The 24,038-nt window shown below is 72.0% G+C and carries 19 protein-coding genes and 3 pseudogenes; 11 read left to right on the forward strand and 11 right to left on the reverse strand.

What is annotated here, in order from left to right:
* Positions 1-53 precede the first annotated feature (53 nt).
* The 10 genes and pseudogenes from denD to ACFYQQ_RS25940 form a co-directional block, all read right to left on the reverse strand.
* A pseudogene (gene denD / locus ACFYQQ_RS25895) lies at positions 54-1,069 on the reverse strand (D-erythronate dehydrogenase).
* A gap of 141 nt (positions 1,070-1,210) precedes the next feature.
* The gene (locus ACFYQQ_RS25900) at positions 1,211-1,861 is read right to left on the reverse strand and encodes a CoA transferase subunit B (protein ID WP_388905250.1); all 651 of its coding nucleotides are present in this window, start codon (positions 1,859-1,861) and stop codon (positions 1,211-1,213) included.
* Positions 1,861-2,616 carry a CoA transferase subunit A gene (locus ACFYQQ_RS25905; RefSeq protein WP_355795374.1) on the reverse strand — a complete coding sequence of 252 codons (756 nt, stop codon included), beginning with the start codon at positions 2,614-2,616 and terminating at the stop codon, positions 1,861-1,863. The genes ACFYQQ_RS25900 and ACFYQQ_RS25905 overlap by 1 nt, the downstream gene beginning before the upstream one ends.
* 104 nt (positions 2,617-2,720) lie before the next feature.
* A complete protein-coding gene (locus tag ACFYQQ_RS25910) occupies positions 2,721-3,479 on the reverse strand; it encodes an SDR family oxidoreductase (protein ID WP_356167717.1) in 759 nt (252 codons plus the stop codon).
* Positions 3,476-4,447 (reverse strand): fumarylacetoacetate hydrolase family protein, encoded by a 972-nt coding sequence (locus tag ACFYQQ_RS25915; RefSeq protein ID WP_388905252.1) that lies wholly within the window; start codon positions 4,445-4,447, stop codon positions 3,476-3,478. The genes ACFYQQ_RS25910 and ACFYQQ_RS25915 overlap by 4 nt, the downstream gene beginning before the upstream one ends.
* 91 nt (positions 4,448-4,538) lie before the next feature.
* On the reverse strand, positions 4,539-5,477 hold the full coding sequence (locus ACFYQQ_RS25920; protein WP_355787258.1) for a VOC family protein: 939 nt from the start codon (positions 5,475-5,477) through the stop codon (positions 4,539-4,541).
* On the reverse strand, positions 5,474-6,493 hold the full coding sequence (locus ACFYQQ_RS25925; RefSeq protein WP_355787261.1) for an amidohydrolase family protein: 1,020 nt from the start codon (positions 6,491-6,493) through the stop codon (positions 5,474-5,476). Before ACFYQQ_RS25925 ends, ACFYQQ_RS25920 begins: the two co-directional genes overlap by 4 nt.
* Positions 6,490-7,620 carry an FAD-dependent oxidoreductase gene (locus tag ACFYQQ_RS25930; protein ID WP_356167709.1) on the reverse strand — a complete coding sequence of 377 codons (1,131 nt, stop codon included), beginning with the start codon at positions 7,618-7,620 and terminating at the stop codon, positions 6,490-6,492. Before ACFYQQ_RS25930 ends, ACFYQQ_RS25925 begins: the two co-directional genes overlap by 4 nt.
* Before the next feature lie 23 nt (positions 7,621-7,643).
* Positions 7,644-8,606 (reverse strand): cyclase family protein, encoded by a 963-nt coding sequence (locus tag ACFYQQ_RS25935; RefSeq protein WP_355787040.1) that lies wholly within the window; start codon positions 8,604-8,606, stop codon positions 7,644-7,646.
* Positions 8,603-9,601, reverse strand: coding sequence for a fumarylacetoacetate hydrolase family protein (locus ACFYQQ_RS25940; RefSeq protein ID WP_355787037.1), 999 nt, complete (start codon positions 9,599-9,601; stop codon positions 8,603-8,605). The genes ACFYQQ_RS25935 and ACFYQQ_RS25940 overlap by 4 nt, the downstream gene beginning before the upstream one ends.
* Positions 9,602-9,729: 128 nt before the next feature.
* Here ACFYQQ_RS25940 and ACFYQQ_RS25945 point away from each other — a divergent pair, with 128 nt between their 5' ends.
* Together ACFYQQ_RS25945 and ACFYQQ_RS25950 are read left to right on the forward strand one after the other, a co-directional pair.
* The gene (locus ACFYQQ_RS25945) at positions 9,730-10,647 is read left to right on the forward strand and encodes a LysR family transcriptional regulator (protein ID WP_355787034.1); all 918 of its coding nucleotides are present in this window, start codon (positions 9,730-9,732) and stop codon (positions 10,645-10,647) included.
* Positions 10,648-10,859: 212 nt separating this feature from the next.
* A complete protein-coding gene (locus ACFYQQ_RS25950) occupies positions 10,860-12,104 on the forward strand; it encodes an MFS transporter (RefSeq protein ID WP_388905255.1) in 1,245 nt (414 codons plus the stop codon).
* 191 nt (positions 12,105-12,295) lie between these two features.
* Here the strand turns inward: ACFYQQ_RS25950 and ACFYQQ_RS25955 are convergent, their stop codons facing one another.
* Positions 12,296-13,309, reverse strand: coding sequence for a LacI family DNA-binding transcriptional regulator (locus ACFYQQ_RS25955; protein ID WP_356167702.1), 1,014 nt, complete (start codon positions 13,307-13,309; stop codon positions 12,296-12,298).
* Positions 13,310-13,599: 290 nt separating this feature from the next.
* Here ACFYQQ_RS25955 and ACFYQQ_RS25960 point away from each other — a divergent pair, with 290 nt between their 5' ends.
* From ACFYQQ_RS25960 to ACFYQQ_RS26000, 9 genes and pseudogenes are all read left to right on the forward strand, one after another.
* Positions 13,600-14,919 carry an extracellular solute-binding protein gene (locus tag ACFYQQ_RS25960; protein ID WP_355781410.1) on the forward strand — a complete coding sequence of 440 codons (1,320 nt, stop codon included), beginning with the start codon at positions 13,600-13,602 and terminating at the stop codon, positions 14,917-14,919.
* 85 nt (positions 14,920-15,004) lie between these two features.
* Positions 15,005-15,889 carry a sugar ABC transporter permease gene (locus tag ACFYQQ_RS25965; protein WP_355781414.1) on the forward strand — a complete coding sequence of 295 codons (885 nt, stop codon included), beginning with the start codon at positions 15,005-15,007 and terminating at the stop codon, positions 15,887-15,889.
* 3 nt (positions 15,890-15,892) lie between these two features.
* Positions 15,893-16,798 carry a carbohydrate ABC transporter permease gene (locus ACFYQQ_RS25970; protein WP_355781417.1) on the forward strand — a complete coding sequence of 302 codons (906 nt, stop codon included), beginning with the start codon at positions 15,893-15,895 and terminating at the stop codon, positions 16,796-16,798.
* 66 nt (positions 16,799-16,864) lie between these two features.
* Entirely contained in the window at positions 16,865-19,435 is a 2,571-nt protein-coding gene (locus ACFYQQ_RS25975) for a family 78 glycoside hydrolase catalytic domain (RefSeq protein ID WP_388905258.1), read from the forward strand.
* A 369-nt stretch (positions 19,436-19,804) separates the two neighbouring features.
* Positions 19,805-21,178 (forward strand): annotated as a pseudogene (locus ACFYQQ_RS25980) (glycoside hydrolase family 3 N-terminal domain-containing protein); the annotation flags it as partial.
* A gap of 91 nt (positions 21,179-21,269) precedes the next feature.
* Positions 21,270-21,605: pseudogene (locus ACFYQQ_RS25985) on the forward strand (glycoside hydrolase family 3 C-terminal domain-containing protein); the annotation flags it as partial.
* A 186-nt stretch (positions 21,606-21,791) separates the two neighbouring features.
* On the forward strand, positions 21,792-22,070 hold the full coding sequence (locus ACFYQQ_RS25990) for a fibronectin type III-like domain-contianing protein (protein ID WP_355792831.1): 279 nt from the start codon (positions 21,792-21,794) through the stop codon (positions 22,068-22,070).
* Between the two features lie 89 nt (positions 22,071-22,159).
* Positions 22,160-22,927 (forward strand): IclR family transcriptional regulator, encoded by a 768-nt coding sequence (locus ACFYQQ_RS25995; RefSeq protein WP_388905260.1) that lies wholly within the window; start codon positions 22,160-22,162, stop codon positions 22,925-22,927.
* A 122-nt stretch (positions 22,928-23,049) separates the two neighbouring features.
* Positions 23,050-24,036 carry a PDR/VanB family oxidoreductase gene (locus ACFYQQ_RS26000; protein WP_388905262.1) on the forward strand — a complete coding sequence of 329 codons (987 nt, stop codon included), beginning with the start codon at positions 23,050-23,052 and terminating at the stop codon, positions 24,034-24,036.
* Positions 24,037-24,038 lie beyond the last annotated feature (2 nt).

Consider the following 24,038-nt stretch of genomic DNA (forward strand, 5'->3'; position numbering starts at 1 on the left):
GGGTAGCCCGCACCGCGTCCCCAGCGGCACGCCGGCCACAAGTGGTCCCGGGCTCATCCGTCCGACGGGCGGACGATCGCCTCGGGGTGGTCGTCGAGGTAGTCCTGTACGAGGGACAGGAAGCTCGGGTCGGGGTCCTGGCCGAGGGCCGCGGCGCGTGTGCTGTCGACGGCGGCGGGCCAGGAGCCGACGATCGCCTCGATGGCCGGGTCGGGGGCGACGGTCACCAGGTCCGCGGCGGTGCCGGCGACTTCCCGCAGTGTGGCGAGCATGTCGGCGACGGAGACGGTGAGGGCGGGGAGATTGACCGGAAGCCGGCCTTCGAGGTGGCCGGGACCGGTGCCGCGCCGGGCCTCGGCGACGCGGACGATGCCGCGGATCGTGCGTCGCGGCGAGGCCAGTGCCACCCGCAGACCGGGGTCCACCGGGCACACGGTGGGCAGTCGCGCGAGTGGTTCGCGGATGATGGCGGACAGGAAGCCCGAGGCCGCCGCGTTCGGCTTGCCCGGTCGCACCGCGACGGTCATCAGACGGACCACGCGTCCGTCGACGAAGCCCCGGCGCGTGTAATCGGCCACGAGATGCTCGCAGATGAGCTTCTGCGTTCCGTAACTCGTCTGCGGCAGGGGCACGGTCGCCTCGCTGACCACGGGCGGAAGGGGCAGCCCCGGCTGCGAGCCGTAGACGGCGAGGCTGCCGGCGAACACCACACGTGCCGTGGGTCCGCCGGACTCCGACTGGGCCCGGGCGGCGTCGAGCAGGGCGCGCGTAGTGTCCACGTTCATCCGCATGCCGAGGTCGAAGTCCCGCTCGCACTCGGCCGACACCGCGGCGGCGAGGTGGAACACCACGTCGACCGGCCGGGCGAACACCTCGGCGAGGCGGTCGGTCAGCTCGCCGTGGGCCAGTTCCACGAGGGGGTCCGCCGTCTGCGGGAGTCGGCGAGCACGACGCGGTCAGCGAGGACCAGCCGGGTGATCGGTTCGCCGTCGAACGAGCGCTCCCGCAGCAGCTTCTCGACGAGCAGACGCCCCAGAAACCCGTACGCGCCGGTGATCAGGATCCTCACGTGACGTCTCCTCGGAAGCGGCCGTCCGCGCACCGTGCGCGTCGGAGTGATACCCCGCCGCCGGCTCCGGCAGGCACCCGGGGGCCGCCGGCACCTGGACGAGGAGCCGACTTCCTGCATGGTCACCGCCCGCAGGCGCGTTCAGCATGCGGCGGTGAAGCTGTCCAGGAGTACGGGAGCGGCGGTGCGGGCCGTGATGTCCTCCACGGTGACCCCGGGGGCGGTCTCGACGAGGGCGAGGCCGCCGGCGGTGACGTCGAGGACGGCGAGGTCGGTGATGACGCGGTGGACGCATCGTTCGCCGGTGAGCGGCAGCGTGCACTCCGAGAGCAGCTTGGGGCTGCCGTCCCTGGCGGTGTGCTCCATCAGCACGATGACCCGGCGGGCCCCGTGGACCAGGTCCATGGCCCCGCCCATGCCCTTCACCATCTTGCCGGGGATCATCCAGTTGGCGAGGTCGCCGCGGGAGGACACCTGCATCGCTCCGAGGACGGCGGTGTCGATGTGACCGCCGCGGATCATGCCGAAGGACAGCGCGGAGTCGAAGAAGGAGGCTCCCGGCAGGACGGTGACCGTCTCCTTGCCCGCGTTGATCAGGTCGGGGTCGACCTGTTCCTCGCGCGGGTAGGGGCCGGTGCCCAGGATGCCGTTCTCCGAGTGCAGCACGACGTGGACGTCGGCCGGGAGGTGCCCCGGGATGAGCGTGGGCAGGCCGATGCCGAGGTTCACGTAGGAGCCGTCGCGGAGTTCGGCGGCGGCGCGGGCGGCCATCTGGTCGCGGGTCCAGGCCATCAGTCGCTTACCGTCCTCTTCTCGATGGGCTTGTCGGCGGCCTGTCCGGCGGTGAGCGCGACGACTCTCTGGACGTAGACGCCGGGGAGATGGACCTCGTCGGGGGCGAGGGCGCCGGGTTCGACGAGCTCCTCGACCTCCGCGACGGTGATCCGCCCGGCCATGGCGGCCAGGGGGTTGAAGTTGGCGGCGGCACGGCGGAAGCGGAGGTTTCCGTGCCGGTCGCCCCGCCAGGCGCGTACGAGGGCGAAGTCGGTGGTGATGCCGTGCTCCAGGACGTACGCGCGGCCCGCGAACTCCCGGGTCTCCCTCGGTGGGGAGGCGACGGCCACCGTCCCGTCGTGGGCGTACCGCCAGGGGAGTCCGCCCGTCGCGACCTGTGTGCCCACGCCTGCGGGGGTGTAGAAGGCGGGGATGCCCGCGCCGCCCGCGCGCAGCCGTTCGGCGAGGGTGCCCTGTGGAGTCAGTTCGACCTCCAGTTCGCCGCTGAGGTACTGCCGGGCGAATTCCTTGTTCTCGCCGACGTAGGAGCCGGTGACCCGGGTGATGCGGCCGGCGGCGAGCAGGACGCCGAGGCCGCGGCCGTCCACGCCGCAGTTGTTGGAGACGACATGCAAGCCGGTCGCCCCCTGGGCGTGCAGTGCGTCGATGAGGACGGCGGGGACGCCGGAGAGGCCGAAGCCTCCGACGGCGAGTGAGGCGCCGTCGGGTATGTCGGCGATCGCCTCGGCGGCGCTGTCGCGGACCTTGTTCACGGTGGGCTTCCCTTTCGGGCGGCGGTGGGCGGGTACGACGGCGGGGCCGGCGCCGTCGGCGTGACGGGCGCCGGTGGCCGGGGCCTCGATGCCCGCGGCCCGGTTCATCGGTCCGCCTGCTGGGCGAGCAGGGCGTCGGACACGGACTTGACTCCTCCGTGGGCGGTCAGTCCGCCGTCCACGGGGATCTCGGTGCCGGTGAGGAACGCCGACTCGTCCGACAGCAGGAAGACCACGAGCGGGACGATGTCGTCCACCGTGCCCGTGCGCCCGAGCGGGGTCTCACGGAGGTTCGCCTCGCGGAACGCGGGTGCGGCCGAGGCGGTCATCTCGGTCTCGATGTAGCCGGGATGGACGATGTTGACGCGGATGCCGCGCGGCCCCAGTTCGAGCGCCGCCGTCCGCGAGAGGCCGCGCAGGCCCCATTTGCTGGCGGTGTAGGCGACCGGGTAGTGGGCGGTGAGCGCGGCGGAGGAGCCGACGTTGACGATCGAGGAGCCCGGCGGCATCAGAGGGCCGATCCGCTGGATGCCGAGCAGGGGACCGGTGACGTTGACGGAGTGGACCCGCTCGAAGTCCTCGGCCCGGACGTCCCCGAGACGCGCCCGCCAGGTGATGCCCGCGTTGTTCACCAGGCCGTGCACCTGCCCGTAGGTGTCCGTCAACTCGGCCGCCAGCTCCGCCCATTGCCGCTCGCTGGTGACGTCGAGCCGCCGGCAGCCAGGTGCCTCCGCGACGTCGGTGGCGATGACGCGGGCGCCCTCGCGGGTGAGCGCGTCCGCCTCGGCCGCCCCCTGTCCGCGGGCGGCGCCCGTCACCACGACGACCTTGCCCAGGAGCCGTTTGCGGCAGGGGCCGGTCACGGCCGTTCCCGCGGGCGGCGGCGGCCGGCCGGCAGCGGTACCGGGTCGGGGCCAGGCACCACCGTGCTGGTCAGGGTGCCGATTGCCTCGACGGTGAGGCTCACCGTGTCGCCGGGCTTCAGCGGCGGCGGGTCCTGCGTGCCGTGCCGTCCCCACAGTTCGGCGAGGCATCCGCCGTTGCCGCAGGTGCCCGAGCCGAGGACGTCACCCGGCAGCACGCGGGTCCCGCGGGAGGCGTAGGCGGTCATCTCCTCGAAGGTCCAGCTCATGTTGGAGAGCAGGTCCTCGCCCACGACCTCGCCGTTGACCGAGGCCGTCAGAGCCAGCCGCAGGAAGCCGTCGGGGTCCCGGAAGGGCTCGAGTTCGTCGGCGGTGACCAGGTACGGACCGAGGGTGGTGGCGGTGTCCTTGCCCTTGCAGGGGCCGAGGCCCACCTTCATCTCGGCCGACTGCAGATCGCGCGCGGACCAGTCGTTGAACACGGTGTATCCGACGATGTGGTCGCGGGCCCGTTCGGGAGTCAGGTCGCGCCCCTCCCGGCCGATCACGGCGCCCACCTCCAGCTCGAAGTCCAGGACGCTCGACCCCGGAGGCATGGGGACGTCGTCTTCGGGGCCGTGGATCGCGTGCGCGTTGGTGAAGTAGAAGGTGGGTGCCGCGTACCACTGCTCGGGGACGCCCGCGACACCGTCGACAGCACGGCGTACCCCTTCGACGTGCTCCTCGAAGGTGACGAAGTCCCGTACGGACGTGGGCTGGAGCGGGGGCAGCAGCCGTACCTGGGAGACGTGCGGGCCCGGGGGGACGTCGAGCGCCTCCCGGCCCGCGGCGAGCAGTCCGGGCAGGCCCGCGGTCTGCGTGAGCAGCGTGGACAGGGAGGAGACGCCCGGCAGCGGGAAGAGGGTGTCGTCGTCCTCCACGACGGCCACCCGGGTGCGGTGGTGGTGTTCGTATGCGGCGAAACGCATGGGTGGCTCCTGGGGGAGGAGGTGTCGGCCGGGGACGGAGAGGGCGCGGGGTGTGCGTCGCCTCCGTGCCCCCCGGGTGACCGGTGGGGGATCAGACGGGCGGGGCGACGAACACGCCGCGGTCGGGGTCGTTGAAGGACTCCTTGGCGATGAGTTCGTTCATGGGGTTGGCGGTGCCCCACTGGTCGGTGACCTCGGGCCGGGAGAAGTCGTAGACGTGGGGGTGCCAGGTGTCCTCGTCCAGGCACTCCAACTCGGTGGTGTACTCGACGGTGTTGCCGTGCGGGTCGAGGAAGTACGTGAAGGTGTTGTCGCCGGCCATGTGCCGGCCGGGTCCCCAGATCTTGCGGTGGCCCGCGCGGAGCACCCGGCCCGAGCCGCGCATGTACTCGTCGATGCCGCGCATCTCGAAGGAGACGTGGTGCAGGGCGGTGTGCGGGCCCTGGGCGATCGCCATGGAGTGGTGCTGGTTGCTGATCCGCATGAAGTGCATGACCTCGCCCATGTGCGGTGAGCTGAGGGTGTCGGAGAGGGCGAAGCCGAGGTGGCGCTCGTACCACTCGCGGGTGCGGTTCAGGTCGGGGGAGTTGAGGACGACGTGGGACAGCTTGACCGGGATCGCCTCCTTCTCCTCGATCTTCCGGTGCCGGCGGACCCCGACGTCGGAGGAGACCTCGATGGTGCGGCCGTCGACGTCGAAGAAGCGGAAGCCGTAGCCGCCCCCGGGGGTGTCGACCTTCCCCGGCCGCGAGATCAACCGCACTCCCTGGGAGAGGAGTTGCTCGGCGAGTGTGTCGACGTCCGCCGCGTTCGCGGCGCCGTACGACACGAGGTCCAGGCGCTTCTCGTCCGCCCGGCGCAGCCGCACGACGTACTGCTCGGGGGAGCCCTCCGCGGCGAGGAAGGAGAGGCCGGAGTCCTCGGCGACCTTGGTCAGGCCCCAGACCCCGGAGTAGAAGTCGAGCTGCTTGTCGTAGTCGGGCACGGCCAGGTCGACGTGCCGGAGATGGGTGAGGAGACGGGCGCTCATGGGGTTCCTCCCGTGGCGGGGGTGAGGTTCAGCAGGGCGGCGGCGTTGCGGCCGCGTACGGCGTCGAGATCGGCCTCGGACAGCCGGGCGGCGCGCAGGACGCCCACCGGGTCGTCGGTGCCCATGTCGAAGGGGAAGTCCGAACCGAGGAGCACCCGGTCCGGGCCGGCGACGCGGATCAACTCCCGCAGGACGCCGGGGTCGTGGACGAGTGAGTCGAAGTACAGCCGCCGGAGGTAGCTGCTGGGCGGGTGGGCGCAGCCGGCGCTCGCGTCGGCGCGGGCGTGCCAGGCGTGGTCGGAGCGGCCGATGTGGGTGGGGAGGTAGCCGCCGCCGTGCGCGGCGATCACCTTGAGCCCGGGGTGGCGGTCGAGGACGCCGGAGAAGACGAGGTGCGAGAGGGCTACGGCGTTCTCGGTGGGCTGGCCGACCGTGTTGGAGAGGTACCACTGGTCGAGGCGCTCGTCGAGGGTGCAGCCGAAGGGGTGCAGGAAGACGATCGCCCCGGTCTCCTCGGCGCGGGTCCAGAAGGGTTCGTAGGCGGGATCGGAGAGTTCGCGGCCGGGGGCGTGGCTGGAGATCTCCACGCCGGACAGTCCTTGCGCCAGGGCGTGGTCGAGGGCACGCACCGCCGTGCCGGGATGCTGGAGGGGGACGAGTCCCAGTCCCCGCAGCCGGTCGGGCGCTGCCGAACAGTGCGCGGCCACGGCCTCGTTGGCCAGCCGGTACACCTTCTCGGCGGTCTCCTCGTCGGCCCAGTAGTGGTAGTGCGAGGGCGACGGGCTGATCAGCTGGACGTCCACGCCCTGTGCGTCCATCGCCGCGAGGCGCACGGTGACGTCGGTCATCCGCGGAACGCGGGCGCGGACCATGGGCCCGCTGACGGCGAGGGAGGCGGGGCCGTTGCGGCGCGCGTCGAGTTCGCGGGCCTCGGCGTGGCCGGGCAGGCCGGCCACGAGCGCGTCGAGTCCGGGCAGCAGGATGTGGGCGTGCACGTCCACGGTGGGGCCGGTCACGGCAGGTCCCTGAGCATGGTCATGGTGCGGGCCATGAGTCCGGGCACGTCGGCGTCGCGTACCCCGTCGAGCTGCCACTGCCCGATCTGCACGGACGCTTCGACGACCGGTCGCACGCGGGTGATCCGCCGCTCGTAGTACGCCTGGAAGAGCGCCTCGTCCCAGGTGTCGGACCCGGTGAGGAGCTGGGCGAGGACCCAGGCGTCCTCCAGTGACAGGGCGGCGCCCTGCGCGAGGGTGGGCGGGCAGCAGTGGGCGGCGTCGCCGACGAGGACGACCCGGCCGCGGTGCCAGGATCCCTCCACCAGCATGCGGTCGAACCAGGTGTAGTTGACCTTCGCCGGGTCCGTGATGTGCGCGGTGATCTCGGGCCAGAAGCCGCCGTAGTGGCGGGTCAGGCGGCGCATCTCGTCGGCGTAGGAGTCGGCGGGTATCGAGGCGCGGTCGCGGTTGGCCTCGACGACGTACGCGTACAGGGTGCTCTCGCTGGTGGGGCAGTAGCCGGCGATGTACGCCGGTCCGCCGTAGGCGAGGTCGGTGCGGACGACGCCCGCGGGGCGCGGGGCCGCGACGCGCCAGATGGCCATGCCGGTCGGCTCGGGCTTGGCCGTGATGCCGATCGCGGCCCGGGTGGCGGAGCCGAGGCCGTCGGCGGCGACGACGAGGTCGTAGCGGCGCTCCGTGCCGTCGCCGAGGCGTACCAGGACGCCGTCGGCGTCCTGGTCGAGGATGTGCGCGCTGGTGCCGAGCCGGATCGTGGCGCCGCAGGCGCGCACGGTGTCGATGAGGATTTGCTGGAGCTGCGGCCGCTGCATGCCGACCGTGGCGGGCAGGTCGTCGCCACCGGTGCGCAGGTCGTTCTGGGTGTGCAGGACGGTGCCGTCGGGGGTGGTGATGCCGACCGAGCCGAAGCCGAAGCCGGATGCCTCGATCCGGTCCCACACACCGAGTTCGCGCAGCACGCGCAGGGCGTTGCCCTGGAGGGTGATGCCCGAGCCGGCGGTGGCGTTCCAGTCGCCCCTGGCCTCGACCAGGTCGACCGCGATCCCGGCGCGGCGCAGCAGGATCGTGATGGCGTTGCCGGCCGCGCCGCCGCCGACGACGAGGACCGTGCGGGGTTGGGTCATGGGGAACTCCCTTGTTCCTGCGGCTACTTGACGGCGATCGGGTTGACGGGGGAGCCGACCGCCCCGGTGATGGGGAGGGGAGCGGCGGTGAGCCAGAACTCGTAGGCGCCGTCGGCGGCGCAGTCCTCGGCGAGGGCGTCCAGGTCCCACATCTCGCCGATGAGCAGGCCCAGATGGGGGATGGCGACCTGGTGCAAGGGCTGGAAGGCGTGCTCGAACTCGTTGGGCCGCACCTCGAAGCCCCAGGTGTCGGTGGCGATCGCGGCGATCTCGGTGCGGTGCAGCCAGCCGGCGGTGGTGAACGACAGGCCCGGCGCGGGCCCGCCCGCGTAGTCGCCCCAGCCGTCCCGGCGCGCCCGGGTGAGCTGTCCGGTGCGGACCAGCACGAGGTCACCGCGTCCCACGCGGACGCCCTGCGTCTCGGCGGTCGCCGTCAGGTGCTCCTCGGTGACGGCGAATCCGTCGGGCAGCTCGCCGTCGGTGCCGACGGCCCGGCCGACGTCCAGCAGCACCCCGCGCCCGGCGACGTGGGGCGCCATGTGCTCGATGCCGGTCACCTGGTCGCCGTCGGACGTGACGACCCGCTCCGCCGGGCGTCCGTTCCAGGCCCGCCCGTGGTCGAAGATGTGCCCGAGGCCGTCCCACTGGGTGGAGCACTGCAACGGCATCGCGATCACGTCGTCGGCGCCGCCGAGGCCGTGCGGGAAGCCCTGGATGCCGAGAGCCGCGTCCGTGCCGGTGTCCAGCATGGTGTGGACGGGGTTGGTGCGGCGCCGCCAGCCCTTCTGCGGGCCGTCCATGTCGAAGCGCTGGGACAGGGAGAAGCTGACGCCCCTGCGGACGAGTGCGGCACCCTCGCGGCGCTTGGCCTCATCGAGGAAGTTGAGGGTGCCGAGGACGTCGTCGTCGCCCCAACGGCCCCAGTTCGAGCAGGCTTTGACGGTGCGGGCGATGGAACCCTCGGGGTCGGTGCGGTCCAGGCTCATGACGTCTCCGCCACACATCGCGTGCGCTGCGCGCCGAGCCCCGTGACCGAGGCGTCCATGACGTCGCCGTCGCGCAGCAGCCGCCCCCAGTGCATGCCGTTGCCTGCCGGGCTGCCGGTGAGCACCAGGTCGCCGGGGAGCAGGCGGGCGCTCTGGGAGGCGTACGACACCATCCGGGCGACGTCGAAGATCATGTCCTTGGTGGACTCGTCCTGCATGGTCTCGCCGTTGAGCCGCAGCGTGAGCCGCAGGTGGCCGGTGTCGGGCAGGGACTCGGCGGGGACGATCCAGGGGCCGAGCGGGGTGAAGCCGGGCGCGTTCTTGCTGCGCAGCCAGTCCGTGCCGATCTGGGGCATGTCCCGGCGGAAGACGGTCGCGCGATCGGTGAGGTCGTTGGCGATGGTGTATCCGGCGACGTGGTCCAGTGCCTCCTCGACGGAGACCCGGTGAGCGGTCCGGCCGATGACGGTCGCCAACTCCAGTTCCCAGTCGGGCTTCTCGGCCCAGGCGGGGAGCTCGACGTCGTCGTAGGGGCCGGTGATCGCGGTCGGCAGGCCGATGAAGACGTACGGCAGGTCGTCGGAGGCGCGCCGGTCCATGATCTCCGCCGCCTCCGCGCGCCGCTCCTCCTCGGGGCGGTCGTCGCCCGGGGCGCGGTGGGCGACGTGCAGGTCGATCACGTGCTGCCGGTAGTTGGCACCCGACTGGAACACCTGACGGGGCTCGACCGGCGCGTGCACCCGGAAGTCCGCCAGCGGCCTGCGTCCGGGGGTGCCGTCGGCGGCCAGCGTCCGCAGTCGCGGCAGCACCGTCTCCCACCGCTCCAGCAGGTCCCGGACCGTCAACGGCCCCTCGTCCAGGGCGATGTGGAGGTCCAGCACCTGGGCGTCGGGTGTGACGAGGGCGGGGAAGGCGGGCCCGTCGGGGGTCGAGAGTGTGCCGAGGGCGAAGGGTCCGGCGAAGAGCGCGGACGCGGATCCAGGTTTCACGGACATGTCCTCCTGATTGCGGTGCGACTAATCTGGACCCGCCACCCGCGATCGGGGAAATCGATTGTGTGGATGACTTTTATCCACCATGTCTATTTGCCCTGGTCGGCACCGCACCGCAGAGGGAAGCCCCCGTGAATCTGGCCAGCCTGGACCTCAACCTCGTCGTCGCCCTGCGGGCCCTGCTGGAGGAGCGCAACGTCACCCGCGCCGGACAGCGCGTGGGCCTGAGCCAGCCCGCCATGAGTGCGGCGCTCGCCCGCCTGCGCCGCCACTTCGACGACGACCTGCTGGCCCGCGTCGGCGGTCACTACGAGCTCACCGCCCTCGGCCAGGTCCTGCTCGACCGCACGTCCACCGCCTATGACGTGCTGGAACGCCTCTTCGCCAGCCAGGCCGACTTCGACCCGGCCAACGAGAGCCGTGAGTTCAAGCTCGTGGCGTCGGACTACGCGGTCGCGGTCTTCGGCACCGAACTCGCCCGCGTCGTCCACGAGGAGGCCCCCGGCATCAGGCTGCGCTTCACCCAGACCCCGCCCACCGTGGTCGACGACACCGCGACGCTGCTCAGCGCCACCGACGGCCTGTTCATGCCGCACGGCGTCATCAGCGACTTCCCGGTCACCGACCTCTACGACGACCGCTGGGTCTTCCTGGTCGCCGACGACCACCCCAGCGTCGAGGACCGGCTCACCCGGCAGGACCTGGCCCGTCTGCCCTGGGTCACCTACCAGCGCACCTACGACGCCCCGGCCGTGCGCCAGCTCGGCATGCTCGGGGTCGAACCACGCGTGGAGGTGTCGGTCGACAGTTTCCAGCTGCTGCCGCTGCTGGTCGCCGGCACCCGCCGCATCGCCCTGGTCCAGGCACGACTGGCGGCCCTCATGGCTCCCCTCGCCGCCGTGCGCGTACTGGAGCCGCCGTACGAGGCGGTGCCCCTGCGGGAGGCCCTGTGGTGGCATCCGGTGCACACGCACGACGCCGCCCACATCTGGCTGCGCGAGACCACCGCGCGGGTGGGCAGGCGGCTCGGGGACCCGCCCGGGGCATGACTCGGCACCCCGAGCACGGCCGGGAGGGCTGCGCGCGGGTATCCATGACGTGGATCGGCGGCATCAGGAAATCGGATCGCTCAAGGGGTGGGCAGGCCGGAGCACGGAACGCATAGTCGTGGCACATCGTGCGCCGTACGCCGACGTCCCCCGTCCCCGGACCCGTCCGCCCCGCGGCGCGCTCCTTTCCTCTCGCGCCCTGGAGTGCCGTCATGCCCGCTCCCGCCGTCCCGCCCGTCCGCGACCACGGCGCCGCCCCGGCCGTACGGGGCCGGCTGCCCGCCGTCCTGCTGATGGCCGGCAGCTGTCTGCCGATCCTCGGCGCGGTCCTGATCGCCCCGGTGCTGCCCCGTATGCAGGACCACTTCGACGGCGTGGCCGGCAGCGCCGTCCTGGTGCCGCTCGTCCTCACCGTCCCGGCCCTCTCCCTCGCCCTGCTCGCCCCGTTCGCGGGCGTGGTGGTGGACCGGCTGGGCCGCAGACGCCTGCTCGTCGTGGCCACCGGCCTGTACGCGCTGTTCGGCACGGCCCCGCTGTGGCTGGACTCGCTGTACGCCGTCGTGTTCAGCCGTGTCCTGGTGGGAGTCGCCGAGGCGGCCATCATGACCGCCTGCACGACGCTCATCGGCGACTACTACACCGGCCGGGTCCGCGAGCGCTATCTCGCCCTGCAGACGATGTGCGCGTCGGCGTCCGCCACCCTCTTCTTCGTGCTCGGCGGCGCGCTGGGCGCGGCCGGCTGGCGGGCTCCGTTCTGGCTGTACGCGGTCGGCCTGCTGCTCGCTCCGGTCATGGCCCGCGTCCTGCCGGAGTCCGCGGCGGAGGCCGGAGGACCGGCGCGGGAGGGACACACCGAGGCCGGGCCGCGGCCCTTCCCCGTGCGCCGCATGGCCGGCGTCTGCGCGCTCACCGTCTTCGGCGCGGTCGTCTTCTACACCGTGCCCGTCGAGATGTCCTATCTCCTCGACGAGCTGGACGTGACCTCCACGGGAGTGATCGGCCTGACCACGGCGATCGCCAGTGCCGCGACCGTTGCCGGGTCCGTCGTCTTCACCCGGCTCACCGGCACCCCGCGGCGCCGGCTGCCCGCTCTGCTGCTGGTGTGCGGCGCCGGTTTCCTCGTTATGGGAGTCGCCGGAAGCCCGGCGCTGCTCGTGGTCGGCGCGGTGGTCAACTGCGTCGGTACGGGGATGCTCCTGCCGTCGCTGCTGACGCTGGCGATGGCCCGGCTGGACTTCGCCGACCGCGGACGCGGCACCGGACTGTGGACGGCGGCCTTCTTCCTGGGCGAGTTCGTCTGCCCGCTGGTGCTCCTCGGCGGCAAGGGCGCCCTCGGTGCTCTCTCCTCCGCCGTCGGCCTGCTGGGTCTGCTCACGCTGCTGGTCGCCGCCGGGCTCCTCGCGCTCAACGGCCGGGCCGCGATCGCTCCGCCCGTCCAGGCCCCTGAGCAGCCCTGACCGGCGGACTACGACGCACCGGCGTCCCGTGCCCGTCCTTGCCGCTGGTCCGCCGCCCCGCGCCGACCGCGGAGTCCCCCCGCCGTCCGGCGAGCGCGCAGCCGGTGCGGCGGGCACTTCGCGGTCCACGGCCCGGACCGTGTCCGCAGGGCCCGCCCTCCGGGCGGCCGGAGGGAATGGGCGGACACGACCTAGCGACCTCGCGGTGCCGTGGTGCTGCCGCGCACCACCAGGCGCGGCGTCATGGTGGTCTGCATGGCCCGGTCCCGCCGGCCCTCCACGCGTTCGATCAGCATCCGGGCCGCCGTCTCTCCCATGGTGTGGCCCGCCTGGTCGACGCTGGTGAGCTGGACGGGGGCCAGGGCGGCGAGCGCGGTGTTGTTGTAGCCGACCAGCGAAACGTCCTGCGGGATGCGCAGGCCCAGTTCGTGTGCGGCGCGGTAGACGCCGAGCGCGGCGACGTCGGCGCCGGTCATGATGGCGGTCGGCGGGCGTTCGGCGGTCAGCAGGGTCATGCCCGCCTTGAAGCCGCCGTCGTCGGAGTAGGCGGCGTGGTGGATGCGAGCGTGCTCGGTGAGTCCGTGCCGCCGCATCGCGGCGAGATACCCGTCGGACAGCACGAGTTCGGGGGTGCGCTTCCACTGGCCGGCCCGGGCTCCCGCGGCCGAGACCAGCGCGATGTCCCGGTGGCCGAGCGAGACCAGGTGGTCGACGACCAGTCCGGCGCCGATGTCGTCGGCGTCCACGACCGAGTCGTGGGAGTCGGCGGCGTCGTGATGGCCGATGACGACGGTCGGGGTCGAGGCGGCCGTCGACAGCACCTCGGCGCGCGGGGTCCCCGGCGCGATGAGGATCAGGCCGTCCATCTGACGGTCCACCAGGGAGCGGATGCTCCTGGCTTGTTCCTCCGGATCGAAACCGGCCGCGCCGATGAGCACGGTGTACTCGCTCTCGCGGAGCTCGTCACGGATGCCGTCGAGGATGTCGGCGAAGAAGGCGTTGCGGACGTTGTCCAGCAACACACCGATCGTGTACGTCCTGCCGCGCATCCCCCGCGCCGCCGCGTGCGGGCGATAGCCGAGTTCGGCGATCGCCGCCCGGACGCGTTCCTGCATGGCGGGGCTCACCCCGTAGGCGTTGCGCATCACCTTGGACACCGCGGCGGTGGACACCCCGGCGTGGCGGGCGACGTCGGTGATGGTCACTCGCTTGTTCTGCCTGGGTGCGTCGGGCCCGTCCATCGTCAGCGCTCCGGTGTTCGTGGTTGTAGTGCAACGGTCTACACGCACACCCCCGGTGTGCGTCAAGTGCTCGTAGGGAACCTATCGGTGTTACGGCTCCGTGTCTTGACGGTGACAGGTGAGGGGTGCAAGGTGTTGCCCACTTCCTCGTGAAGAACGTTTTACAAGACTTCACGTGCGGCCCGGCTTTCTCGCCGCCCCGGCGCGCTGTTCGCGCCCCTCTTTCCTGCTTTCACTCTCCCAGGGAGTCATCCGTGTCCCTCCGCATGTTCCGCGCCAGCCGCACACGCCTGAGCCTGATCACCGCCGGCACCGCCTCGTTGGCCCTCCTCGCCACGGCCTGCGGAGGCAGCGGCGACGGCGGCACCTCGACGGCGCCCAAGGAGTTCAGCTACCTGAGCGTCACCGAGAACACCACCGTCAAGACCGCGCTCACCACGATGTCCAAGGGTGTGTGCAAGGCGGCGAACCAGGCCCTGCCGCTGAAGGTGGAGACCGTTCCGCAGAGCGGCCTGGACCAGAAGCTGCAGCTGCTGGCGGGACAGAACGCCCTGCCGGTGCAGTTCGCGGCGGGCAACGCACCCGCGCTCACCCAGAAGCTGGCGAAGTCGGGCAAGGTCGCCGACCTGGAGAAGGAACTCGACAAGCTCGGCGTCCTCGACCAGCTGGAGCCGGCCGCCGTCTCCACGATCCGGGCGCTGTACGGAGGCAAGCTGGAGGTGCTGCCCTACGAGTACAACATCGAGGGGATCTTCTACAACAAGAAGCTGTTCCAGGAGAACGGCCTCAAGGTTCCCGGCACTTGGGAGGAGCTGGTCTCGGCCGCCGCGAAGCTGAAGGCCGCGGGCGTGCAGCCCTTCTCCGCCTCCGGGCAGCAGGGCTGGCCGCTGACCCGGCTCATCAGCGGCTACCTGTACCGCAGTCTCGGACCCGACGCGCTCCAGGAGGTGGCCGACGGCAACGCGAAGCTGACCGACCCCGAGTACGTGAAGGCCGCCCAGGAGGTCGCCGCGCTCGGCAAGAAGGGCTACTTCGGCAAGGGCGTCGGCTCGATCGACTACGACACCGCGATGAACGAGTTCCTGTCGGGCAAGGCCGGCATGTTCTACATGGGCAGCTGGGCACTGGCGAACATCGCCGACGCCAAGCAGAACAAGGTCGGCGCCGACAACGTCGGCTTCATGCCGTTCCCGGCCGTCTCCGGCGGCAAGGGCTCCGTCGACCAGTACCCGTCCAACGTGGGCCTCGGCATCACCCTCGGCGCCAGGACCTTCGACAAGAAGACCGGTGCCTGGGTCTCCTGCATCGCCGAGAACTACGGCAGCACCGCGCTGAAGGACCACGGCACCATCTCCGGATTCAAGGTGAACACCCCCGTCGAGGACGCCACCGAGGTCACCAGCCAGGTCCGCGAGACGATCAGCGAGTCGAAGCAGAACGTGCTGTGGTTCGAGGCCCTCTTCGGCACCAAGGCCACCACCGCCAGCCAGACGAACGCCGCCGGCCTGGTCGGCGGCAGCGTGAGCCCGCAGAAGTTCATGCAGACCGTCCAGGACGCACTGACCGCCCCGTGACCGGCCGGGGGCGGCCCGCCTGCCCCCTCGCGTGCGCCGCCCCTACCCCGTCCGGTCTCTTCACCCCACGAAGTGGACACCACCCATGCACCGCGTACTCGGTGACCGCAGGGCCGTCGTGATCCTGCTCGGCCCTGCCCTCCTCGTCTACTCCCTGATCATGCTGGCCCCGATGGTGTGGTCGCTCGGCTACTCCTTCACCAAGGGCAACTCCATCGACGGCTTCACCGGCAACGGCGTCGCCAACTTCTCGCGCCTCCTCGACGACCCGGCCGTCCGTGACGCCCTGTGGTTCACCCTCAAGTACGCCGTCGTCGTCACGATCGGCCAGGTCGTCGCGGGCTATCTGCTGGCCCTGCTCTACGTCTTCTTCCTGCGCAGGGCGTCGGCGCTCATCCGCACGCTGGTGTTCTTCCCGGTGGTGCTTCCCACGGTCGCGGTGGGCCTGCTCTTCCAGAAGTTCTTCCAGGTCGCTCCGCAGACCGGACCGGTCAACTCCCTGCTGAACGCGGTCGGTCTGGAGTCCGTCGACTTCTTCGGCAACGCCGGCCACGCCTTCTGGGTCCTGGTCGTCATGGACATCTGGCGCTCCATGGGCTTCTACGCCGTGCTGCTCTTCGCGGGCCTGGTCGACATCCCCGAGGAGGTGCTGGAGTCGGCGCGCCTGGACGGCGCCTCGGGCCTGCGCCTGGTGCGGCGGATCGTGCTGCCGATGTCGTTCCCCGTGCTGATGTCCTCACTGATCTTCAGCATCAACGGCACCCTGAAGGTCTTCGACTCCGTCGTCGCCCTGACCAACGGCGGGCCGGGCAGCGGAACCACCCCGCTGACCCTGTACATGTTCCAGACGTCGTTCACCTACAGCGACTACGGATACGGCAGCACCGTCGCGCTGCTGCTGACCGTCGTGTGCCTGCTGGTGAGCCTGGTCGTCTACCGCGTCTCGCGGCGCGACCTCACGGAGGGCTGAGCCATGGCCATCGACACACCGGTGAAGACCTCCACGGGTCACCGCCGTCCGGACGCCTCCCGGACCGGACGCCCCCGCCGCGGCGCCCGAGCCGGCAGGCTGTGGGTGAGGATCGTCGTCGGCCTGCTTCTCGTCGTCGAGATCTACCCGCTGGTCTGGATGTTCCTCACGTCGCTGAAGTCCAACGACGACTACCTGAACAACTCCACCTGGAGCCTGCCCACCACCTGGGAATGGGGCAACTACAGCGAGGCGTGGACCACCGGCAACCTCGGCCTGTACGTACAGAACAGCCTCCTCGCCGTCCTGCCCGCACTCGCCCTGATCCTGCTCCTCGGCACCGCCGCGGGCTTCGCCCTCCAGGTCATGGTGTGGAAGGGCCGCAGCCTGACCCTGCTGGTCTTCCTCGCCGGCATGATGGTGCCGCCGCAGATGATCCTGCTGCCGCTGTTCACCGTGTACTTCCAGACCGGCCTGTCCGGCACCCTGTGGCCCCTCGTCCTCACCTACACCGGCACCGGTCTGCCGCTGACCGTCTTCATGATGGCCACCTACTACCGGACCGTCCCCCGCGAGCTGTTCGAGGCGGCGACCATCGACGGCGCCGGCATCCTGCGCGCCTTCTGGACCATCAGCGTCCCGATGGTCCGCAACGCGCTCCTCACCGTGGGACTGGTGCAGTTCTTCTTCATCTGGAACGACCTGCTGATCGCGCTGACGTTCACCAACAGCCAGGACCTGCGCACCATCCAGGTCGGCCTGCTGAACTTCACCGGCGACTTCGGCGCCACGCAGTACGGCCCGCTGTTCGCCGCCATCTGCATCAACGTCTTCGGCACCCTGCTGATCTACCTGTTCCTCAACCAGAAGGTCATGAAGGGTCTCACCTCGGGAGCGGTCAAGGGCTGACCCCCGCCCTCGCTTCCGCGCACGTCACGAAAGGTTCTCCCTTTGCTGCCCCCTCAGCCTTCTCCGGTGTCCTTCGAACACCTCCCGGACGGCCTCGGCATCGGCACGGCCACCCCCCGCCTGAGCTGGACCCTGGCCGCCGGATCCGGCTCCCAGAAGGCGTACGAAGTGCAACTCGACCGCGGCGGTCGCTCGCACCGCACCGGCCGCGTCGACCGCCCCGACCAGCTGCTGGTGCCCTGGCCCGGCGAGCCGCTCGCCTCGCGCGAACGGGTCACCGTCCGGGTCCGCGTCTGGACGTCCGGCGCACGGGAACCCTCCCCGTGGAGCGAGCCCGCCACCGTCGAGGCGGGCCTGCTCGACCCCGCCGACTGGTGTGCGGTGCCGGTGGGCGCCGCCTGGGCGGAGGACCCGGCCTCCGACCGCCGCCCCGCCCGCGTGCGCAAGGACTTTCGCCTGGACCGCCCGGTGGCCCGGGCCCGGCTCCACGTCACCGCGCACGGCCTGTACGAGGTGGAGATCAACGGCAAACGTGTCGGCGACGACATCCTCGCCCCCGGCTGGACCGTCTACCCGCACCGGCTGCGCTACCGCACCCATGACGTCACCGGCCACCTCACCCAGGGTGCCAACACCATCGGCGCGTGGCTCGGGGACGGCTGGTACCGCGGCCGGTACGGCTTCGATGGCGGAACCCGCAACATCTACGGCACCGACCAGTCGCTCATCGCCCAGCTGGAGGTGACCCACGAGGACGGCACCACGGCCGTCGTCGCCACCGACGGCACTTGGACCGCCGCCCCCGGCCCCATCATGTCCAGCGGCCTGTACGAGGGCGAGACCTTCGACGCCCGCCTGCACGACCCCCACTGGGCCACACCCTCCCGCGCCGACACCTTCGCGTGGACGCCCGTACGGACCGGCACCCGGGACCCCGCCACACTCGTCGCGCCGCTCGGGCCCCCCGTGCGCTGCACCCAGGAGCTCCCCCCGGTCTCCGTCACCCGCACCGGTGACGGCCGCCACCTGCTCGACTTCGGCCAGAACCTGGTCGGCCGGCTCCGCGTCACGGTCGACGGCCCCGCCGGCACCACCATCACCCTCAGGCATGCCGAAGTCCTCCAGGACGGGGAGCTGGCCACCCGCCCGCTGCGCGAGGCACACGCCACCGACACCCTCGTCCTCGCCGGACAGGGCCCGCTCACCTGGGAACCCCGCTTCACCGTGCACGGCTTCCGCCACGCCGAAGTCACCGGCTGGCCGGGCGAGTTGACCGCCGACGACGTGACCGCCCGCACCTATCACACGGACATGCGCCGCACCGGCTGGTTCGAGTGCAGCGACCCGCTGGTCAACCGGCTGCACGAGAACGTCGTGTGGAGCATGCGCGGCAACTTCGTCGACATACCCACCGACTGCCCGCAGCGCGACGAACGCCTCGGCTGGACCGGAGACATCCAGGTGTTCGCCCCCACCGCGAGCTTCCTGTACGACTGCGCCGGAATGCTCGACTCCTGGCTCACCGACGTCGGTCTGGAACAACTGCCCGACGGCACCGTCCCCTGGTACGTGCCCGTCGTCCCGGGCGCACCCATGTGGACCCCGATCCAGCCCGGCGCCGCCTGGGGCGACGTCGTCACGCTCACCCCGTGGACGCTGTACCTGCGCTTCGGCGACCTGGAGCTGCTGCGCCGCCACCACGACACGGCCCGGGCGTGGGTCGACCTGATGGAACGTCTCGCCGGCCCCGACCGCCTCTGGGACACCGGTTTCCAGCTGGGGGACTGGCTCGACCCCGCCGCGCCACCGGACGACCCGGTCGCCGGCCGCACCGACCGCTATCTCGTCGCCACCGCCTACTTCGCCCACTCGGCCCGCCATCTCGCCCTCGCCGCCCGCGAGTTGGGTGACCGCGCGGGAGCCGAGCGGTACGCCGGACTCGCGGACGAGGTGACCGAGGCCTTCCGGCGCCGCTACGTACGTCCCTCCGGCCGGATGACGAGCGACAGTCCCACGGCCTACGCGCTGGGACTGGCCTTCGACCTGATCGGCCCGGACCAGCGGCAGCCGGCGGGGGACCGGCTGGCCGAACTCGTCCGCCAGGACGACGCCCGCATCGCCACCGGGTTCGTCGGCACCCCGCTGATCTGCGACGCCCTGACCGACACCGGACATCTCGACCTCGCCTACCGCCTGCTGCTCCAGACCGAGTGCCCCTCCTGGCTGTATCCGGTGACCATGGGGGCCACCACGATCTGGGAGCGCTGGGACAGCATGCGGCCCGACGGGACCCTCAACCCCGGCGGCATGACCTCCTTCAACCACTACGCACTCGGTGCCGTCGCCGACTGGCTGCACCGCACGGTCGGCGGCATCACCGCCGGCGCCCCCGGATACCGCGACATCACCTTCAGACCCCGCCCCGGCGGCGGCATCACCTGGGCCCGCACCCGCCACGAGACGCCCTACGGCACGGCCGCCCTGTCCTGGGAGCTGACGGCCACCGGCATGACGGCCCGCTTCACCGTGCCCGAGGGCTGCACGGCCACTGCCGAACTCCCCGGCCGCACCCCAGTCGTCCTCGGCCCGGGGGAGCACACCCTCGACACGGCGGAACTCGCCGAGGACGCCGCCTGAGCGACGACCGAACGCCCCTTCCGCACGGGTCCGGTTCCCCCTCCCGGGACTCGGGCCCCCGCGAACCGGGGCCGGCCGAGCACCTGACCCCTCGGCCGGCCCCCACCCCGCATGGCTTCGTCATGAGGCCCCGCCACCATCAACCGGAGAGCCGCTGTGAACAGACGAACGTTCCTCACCGCCGCCACCTTCACCGCCCTGGCCGTCACCATGGCCCCCGTCGCCGACGGGCGAGCGGCCGCCGCCTCCGACCCCACACCCGGCAGCCGCGCCGACGCCCTGCTCGCCCGGATGACCGCGGCCGACAAGGAGTCCCTCGTGCGGTGCGACTTCGCCGCCGTCGCACACCTGGGCATACCGGCGCTGACCATGGTCGACGGCTCCGCGGGTCTGCGGGGCGAACGGGGAGTGACCGCGTTCCCCGTACCGGTCGCCCAAGCCGCCACGTTCGACGAGGAGTTGGCGGGCCGCATCGGCCGCGCCATCGGCACGGAAGCCCGCGCCAAGGGCTACAACAACGTCCTCGGCCCCACGGTCGACCTGGCCCGCACCTGGCACTCGGGCCGCCAGGCCGAAGGCATGGGGGAGGACCCGCTGCTGGCCGGACGGCTCGGCGCGGCCCTCACCCTCGGCATACAGGACCGGGACGTGGCCGCCACGGTCAAACACTTCGCCGCCTACACCCAGGAGACGAACCGCCTCGTCACCGACACCGAGGTCTCCGACCGCGCCCTGCACGAGATCTACGAGGCACCCTTCCGCCGCGTGGTCGCGGCCACGCCCACCACGTCGGTCATGATGGCCTACCCGAGGATCGGCGGGACCTTCGCGGCTCAGAACCCGGCGCTGTTCACCGACTTGAAGAAGACCATCGGTCTCCAGGGCTACACCGTGCCCGACTTCTGGGCCGGGGACGACCAAGTCGCCGCCGCGCGCGCCGGGATGGACCTCGCCGGCCTCGGTCCCGCGGGCGTCAAGATCCCCGCCGGGGCCCTCACCGGCGGAACGATCCCGGGCGAGCGCCTGAACGACGCGGCCCGCCGGATCCTCATCACGATGTTCGCGCACGGCCTCTTCGACGACCCCGTGCCCGCCCCCGCCGACGACGTCAGCACGCCCGGGCACCAGGATCTCGCCCACGAAGCCGCCGTCGCCTCCACCGTACTGCTCACCAACCGCTCCGGCGCGCTGCCCCTGCCCCGGTCACTGAAGTCGCTCGCGGTCATCGGCCCCGCCGGCGGTGACACGCTCACCGGCGTCGCCGGCTCCGCCTACGTCGACCCCGGCACCTGGACCACACCCCTGGAGGCGATCCGCGCCCGCGCCGGCACCTCCGTCACGGTCACGCATGCCCAGGGCACCCAGGGCGACCTGCCGCTGACCACGATCCCGGCGACCGCACTGCGCACCGCCGGCGGGGCGGCGGGCCTGACCGGCACCTACTACGCGAACGCCGACGCCGACGGCACTCCGGTCGCGACCCGGACCGACCCTACCGTCGACTTCACCGCCGCCCCCGTCGCCGGACTGCCCGCCGTCTGGTCCGCCACCTGGACCGGCCGGCTCGTGCCGACCACCACCGGCCTGCACCGCTTCTCCCTGCTGCCGGCCGGAACCGCGACCCTGAAGATCGACGGGAAGACGGTCGTCTCCGGCACCCGCCACAGCCGCCGCTTCTTCCTCGGCCCCTACGCCTATCCGCTCCACGGGACCGCCGAACTGACCGCGGGACGCGCCGTCACCGTCGAACTGCGCTACACCAGCGCCACCGCCGACCCCGGCACCTGGTGGACTGACCCTCGGCTGGCAGCCCGACTCCCTCATCCCCGCGGCGGTGGCCGCGGCCCGGCGCGCCGAAGCAGCGGTCGTCTTCGTCAACCGGGTCGCCGGGGAGGACATGGACCACGGACACCTCGGCCTGCCCGGCGACCAGGACCAGCTCGTCACCGCCGTCGCCGCGGCGAACCCGCGCACCGTCGTCGTCCTCAACACCGACGGCCCCGTCGCGATGCCCTGGCTGCCCGACGTGGAAGCCGTCGTCCAGGCCTGGTACGGCGGACGCGGGACGGGCACCGCGCTGGCCGCCGTCCTCTTCGGCGACAGCGACCCCTCCGGACGCCTGCCGGTCACCTTCCCCGCCGACGCCACCCAGGGACCCGGGACCACTCCCGGAACCTACCCCGGCACCGACGGCACGGTGTCCTACGACGAGGGCATCGCCGTCGGCTACCGCTTCTACGACAGCCGGGGCCAACAGCCCCTGTTCCCCTTCGGCCACGGCCTGTCCCACACCACGTTCGCCCATGGCTCCCTCGACGTCACCCATGACCGGACCGCCCGGCAGGTCACGGTCTCGGTGACCGTCACCAACACCGGCCCACGCGAGGGCACCGACGTCGTGCAGGTCTACGCGGCCCTGCCGGACGCCGCCGCGGCCGAACCCCGCCGACTCGTCGCCTTCCGCAAGGTCATCCTCGCCCCCGCGGCCTCCCGGCGGCTCACGCTGACCGTTCCCGTCCAGGACCTGACCGTCTGGAAGGCCGGCGCCTGGACCCTCGTCCCCGGCACCTACACCTTCGCGACGGCCCGCAGTTCACGGGACCTGACCGCACGGAGAGCGCTCAGCCTCGCCTGACGGCGGCCCGCATCCGGCCGCTCCCGGCGAGGGCAGGACATGCCATGCCGGTCCCTCCGGCGCCCGCGCGACCACGGGAGCGGCCCACCATGACGACACCCCACCACGAATCGGTGCTCTCCCGGACGGCTCGCATCCTGGAGGCGTTCAGCCAGGACGAACCCGCGCTGACCGTCTCCGACCTCGCGCGCCGCACCGGACTGCACGTCGCCACGGCCTCCCGCTACGTGGCCGAGCTGGAGGCACACGGGTTCCTCGGCCGGGACGGCGACCGCAAGGTGCGGATCGGCGTCCGGCTGTGGGAACTCGTGACGCGGGCCTCCCCGACGCTGTCGCTGCGCGACGCCGCGATGCCGTTCATGGAGGGGGTGCACGACGTCGTGGGACACCATGTGCAGCTGGGTGTCCTGGACGGCGACGACGTGCTGTTCCTCGAACGCCTCTCGGCCCCGAACGCGGTGGTCAACTACACCCGTGTGGCGGGGCGGTTGCCCCTGTACGCCTCCTCCAGCGGCCTGGTGCTCCTGGCCCACGGCCCTGCCGACCTCAAGGAACGCGTGCTGGCCGGACGGCTGACCGCGTACACCCCGGCGACCCCGGCCACACCCGCACGCCTGCGCGCGGCTCTCGCCGAGATCCGGCAGCGGGGATACGCCTACTGTCCCGGCTACGTCCACGAGGAGGCGCTCGGGGTGGCCGCACCCGTGCGCGGCGCGGACGGCACCGTGGTGGCGGCGCTGTCCGTCATCGTCCCCGACGACCCCGCCGCGAGCGCCGTCGTGCCCGTCGTACGGGCCGCCGCCCGCGGCGTCGGCCGCGCGCTGGGCGCCCGCACGGCCGCTACCGCCGGGGCGTGACGGCGACACGACAGCCGTATGACTTCCGCACGAAGTTCCTCTCTCACTGAGTGAGAACGCCGTCGCGGGCCCCCGGAGTCCGCGCCCATGCTTCCCGCATCCCCCAGACAGGAGGCGACAACGTGGTCGTACCCAACCTGCCGCCCGCCGCTCCCCGACAAGCGTTCACCGCCCTGCGGTTGCGGGTCCGGGACAAGGAGACCGTGGCCCACGGGGTCACGGCACTCACCCTCACGCACCCGGAGGGCGCCCGGCTGCCGGACTGGACGCCCGGCTCCCACATCGATCTGATCCTCCCCGACGGGACGACCCGCCAGTACTCCCTGTGCGGAGACCGGTGGGACCCGCACACCTACCGCGTCGCGGTGCTGCGCCAATCCGGCGGGCGCGGCGGCTCGGCGTACGTCCACGACCGCCTCGCACCAGGTGACACGGTCGGGGTGGGCGGCCCGCGCAACCACTTCCCCCTCGTGCCGGCCGAGCGGTACCTGTTCATCGCGGGCGGCATCGGCGTCACCCCGCTGCTGCCGATGATCCACCAGGCGGAACTGACCGGGGCCGACTGGCAGTTGCTCTACGGCGGGCGCACCCGGGCATCCATGGCGTTCCGCGAGGAACTCACCGGCGTCCACGGCGACCGCGTACACCTGCGGCCCGAGGACACCCACGGCCTGCTGGAACTCGTCAGGTGGCTGGCCGTCCCCGCCCCCGGAACCCGGGTTTACTGCTGCGGACCCGAGCCCCTGCTCGCAGCCGTCCGGGAAGCCTGCGCCCCGTGGCCGCCCTACAGCCTGCGCACCGAACGCTTCACCCCCGCCGCACCTGCGGAGCCCGCGCTGCGCACGCCCTTCGACGTGGAACTGCGCCGCACCGGCCGGACCGTGACCGTGACTCCCGGCCTCTCCGTCCTGGACGCCCTGCGCCTGGCGGGCGCCGACGTGCTCTCCTCCTGCGGGCAGGGAACCTGCGGCACCTGCCTCACGCCGGTCGTGTCGGGAATCCCCGACCACCGCGACTCCGTCCTGGCCGAGCACGAAAGGGCCGCCGGCGACTGCATGCTCCCGTGCGTGTCCCGCTCCCGCTCGGGCCGCCTGGTCCTGGACCTGTGAGC

This window comes from Streptomyces sp. NPDC005496 (assembly GCF_042872045.1).
In the GTDB taxonomy this organism is placed as follows: domain Bacteria; phylum Actinomycetota; class Actinomycetes; order Streptomycetales; family Streptomycetaceae; genus Streptomyces.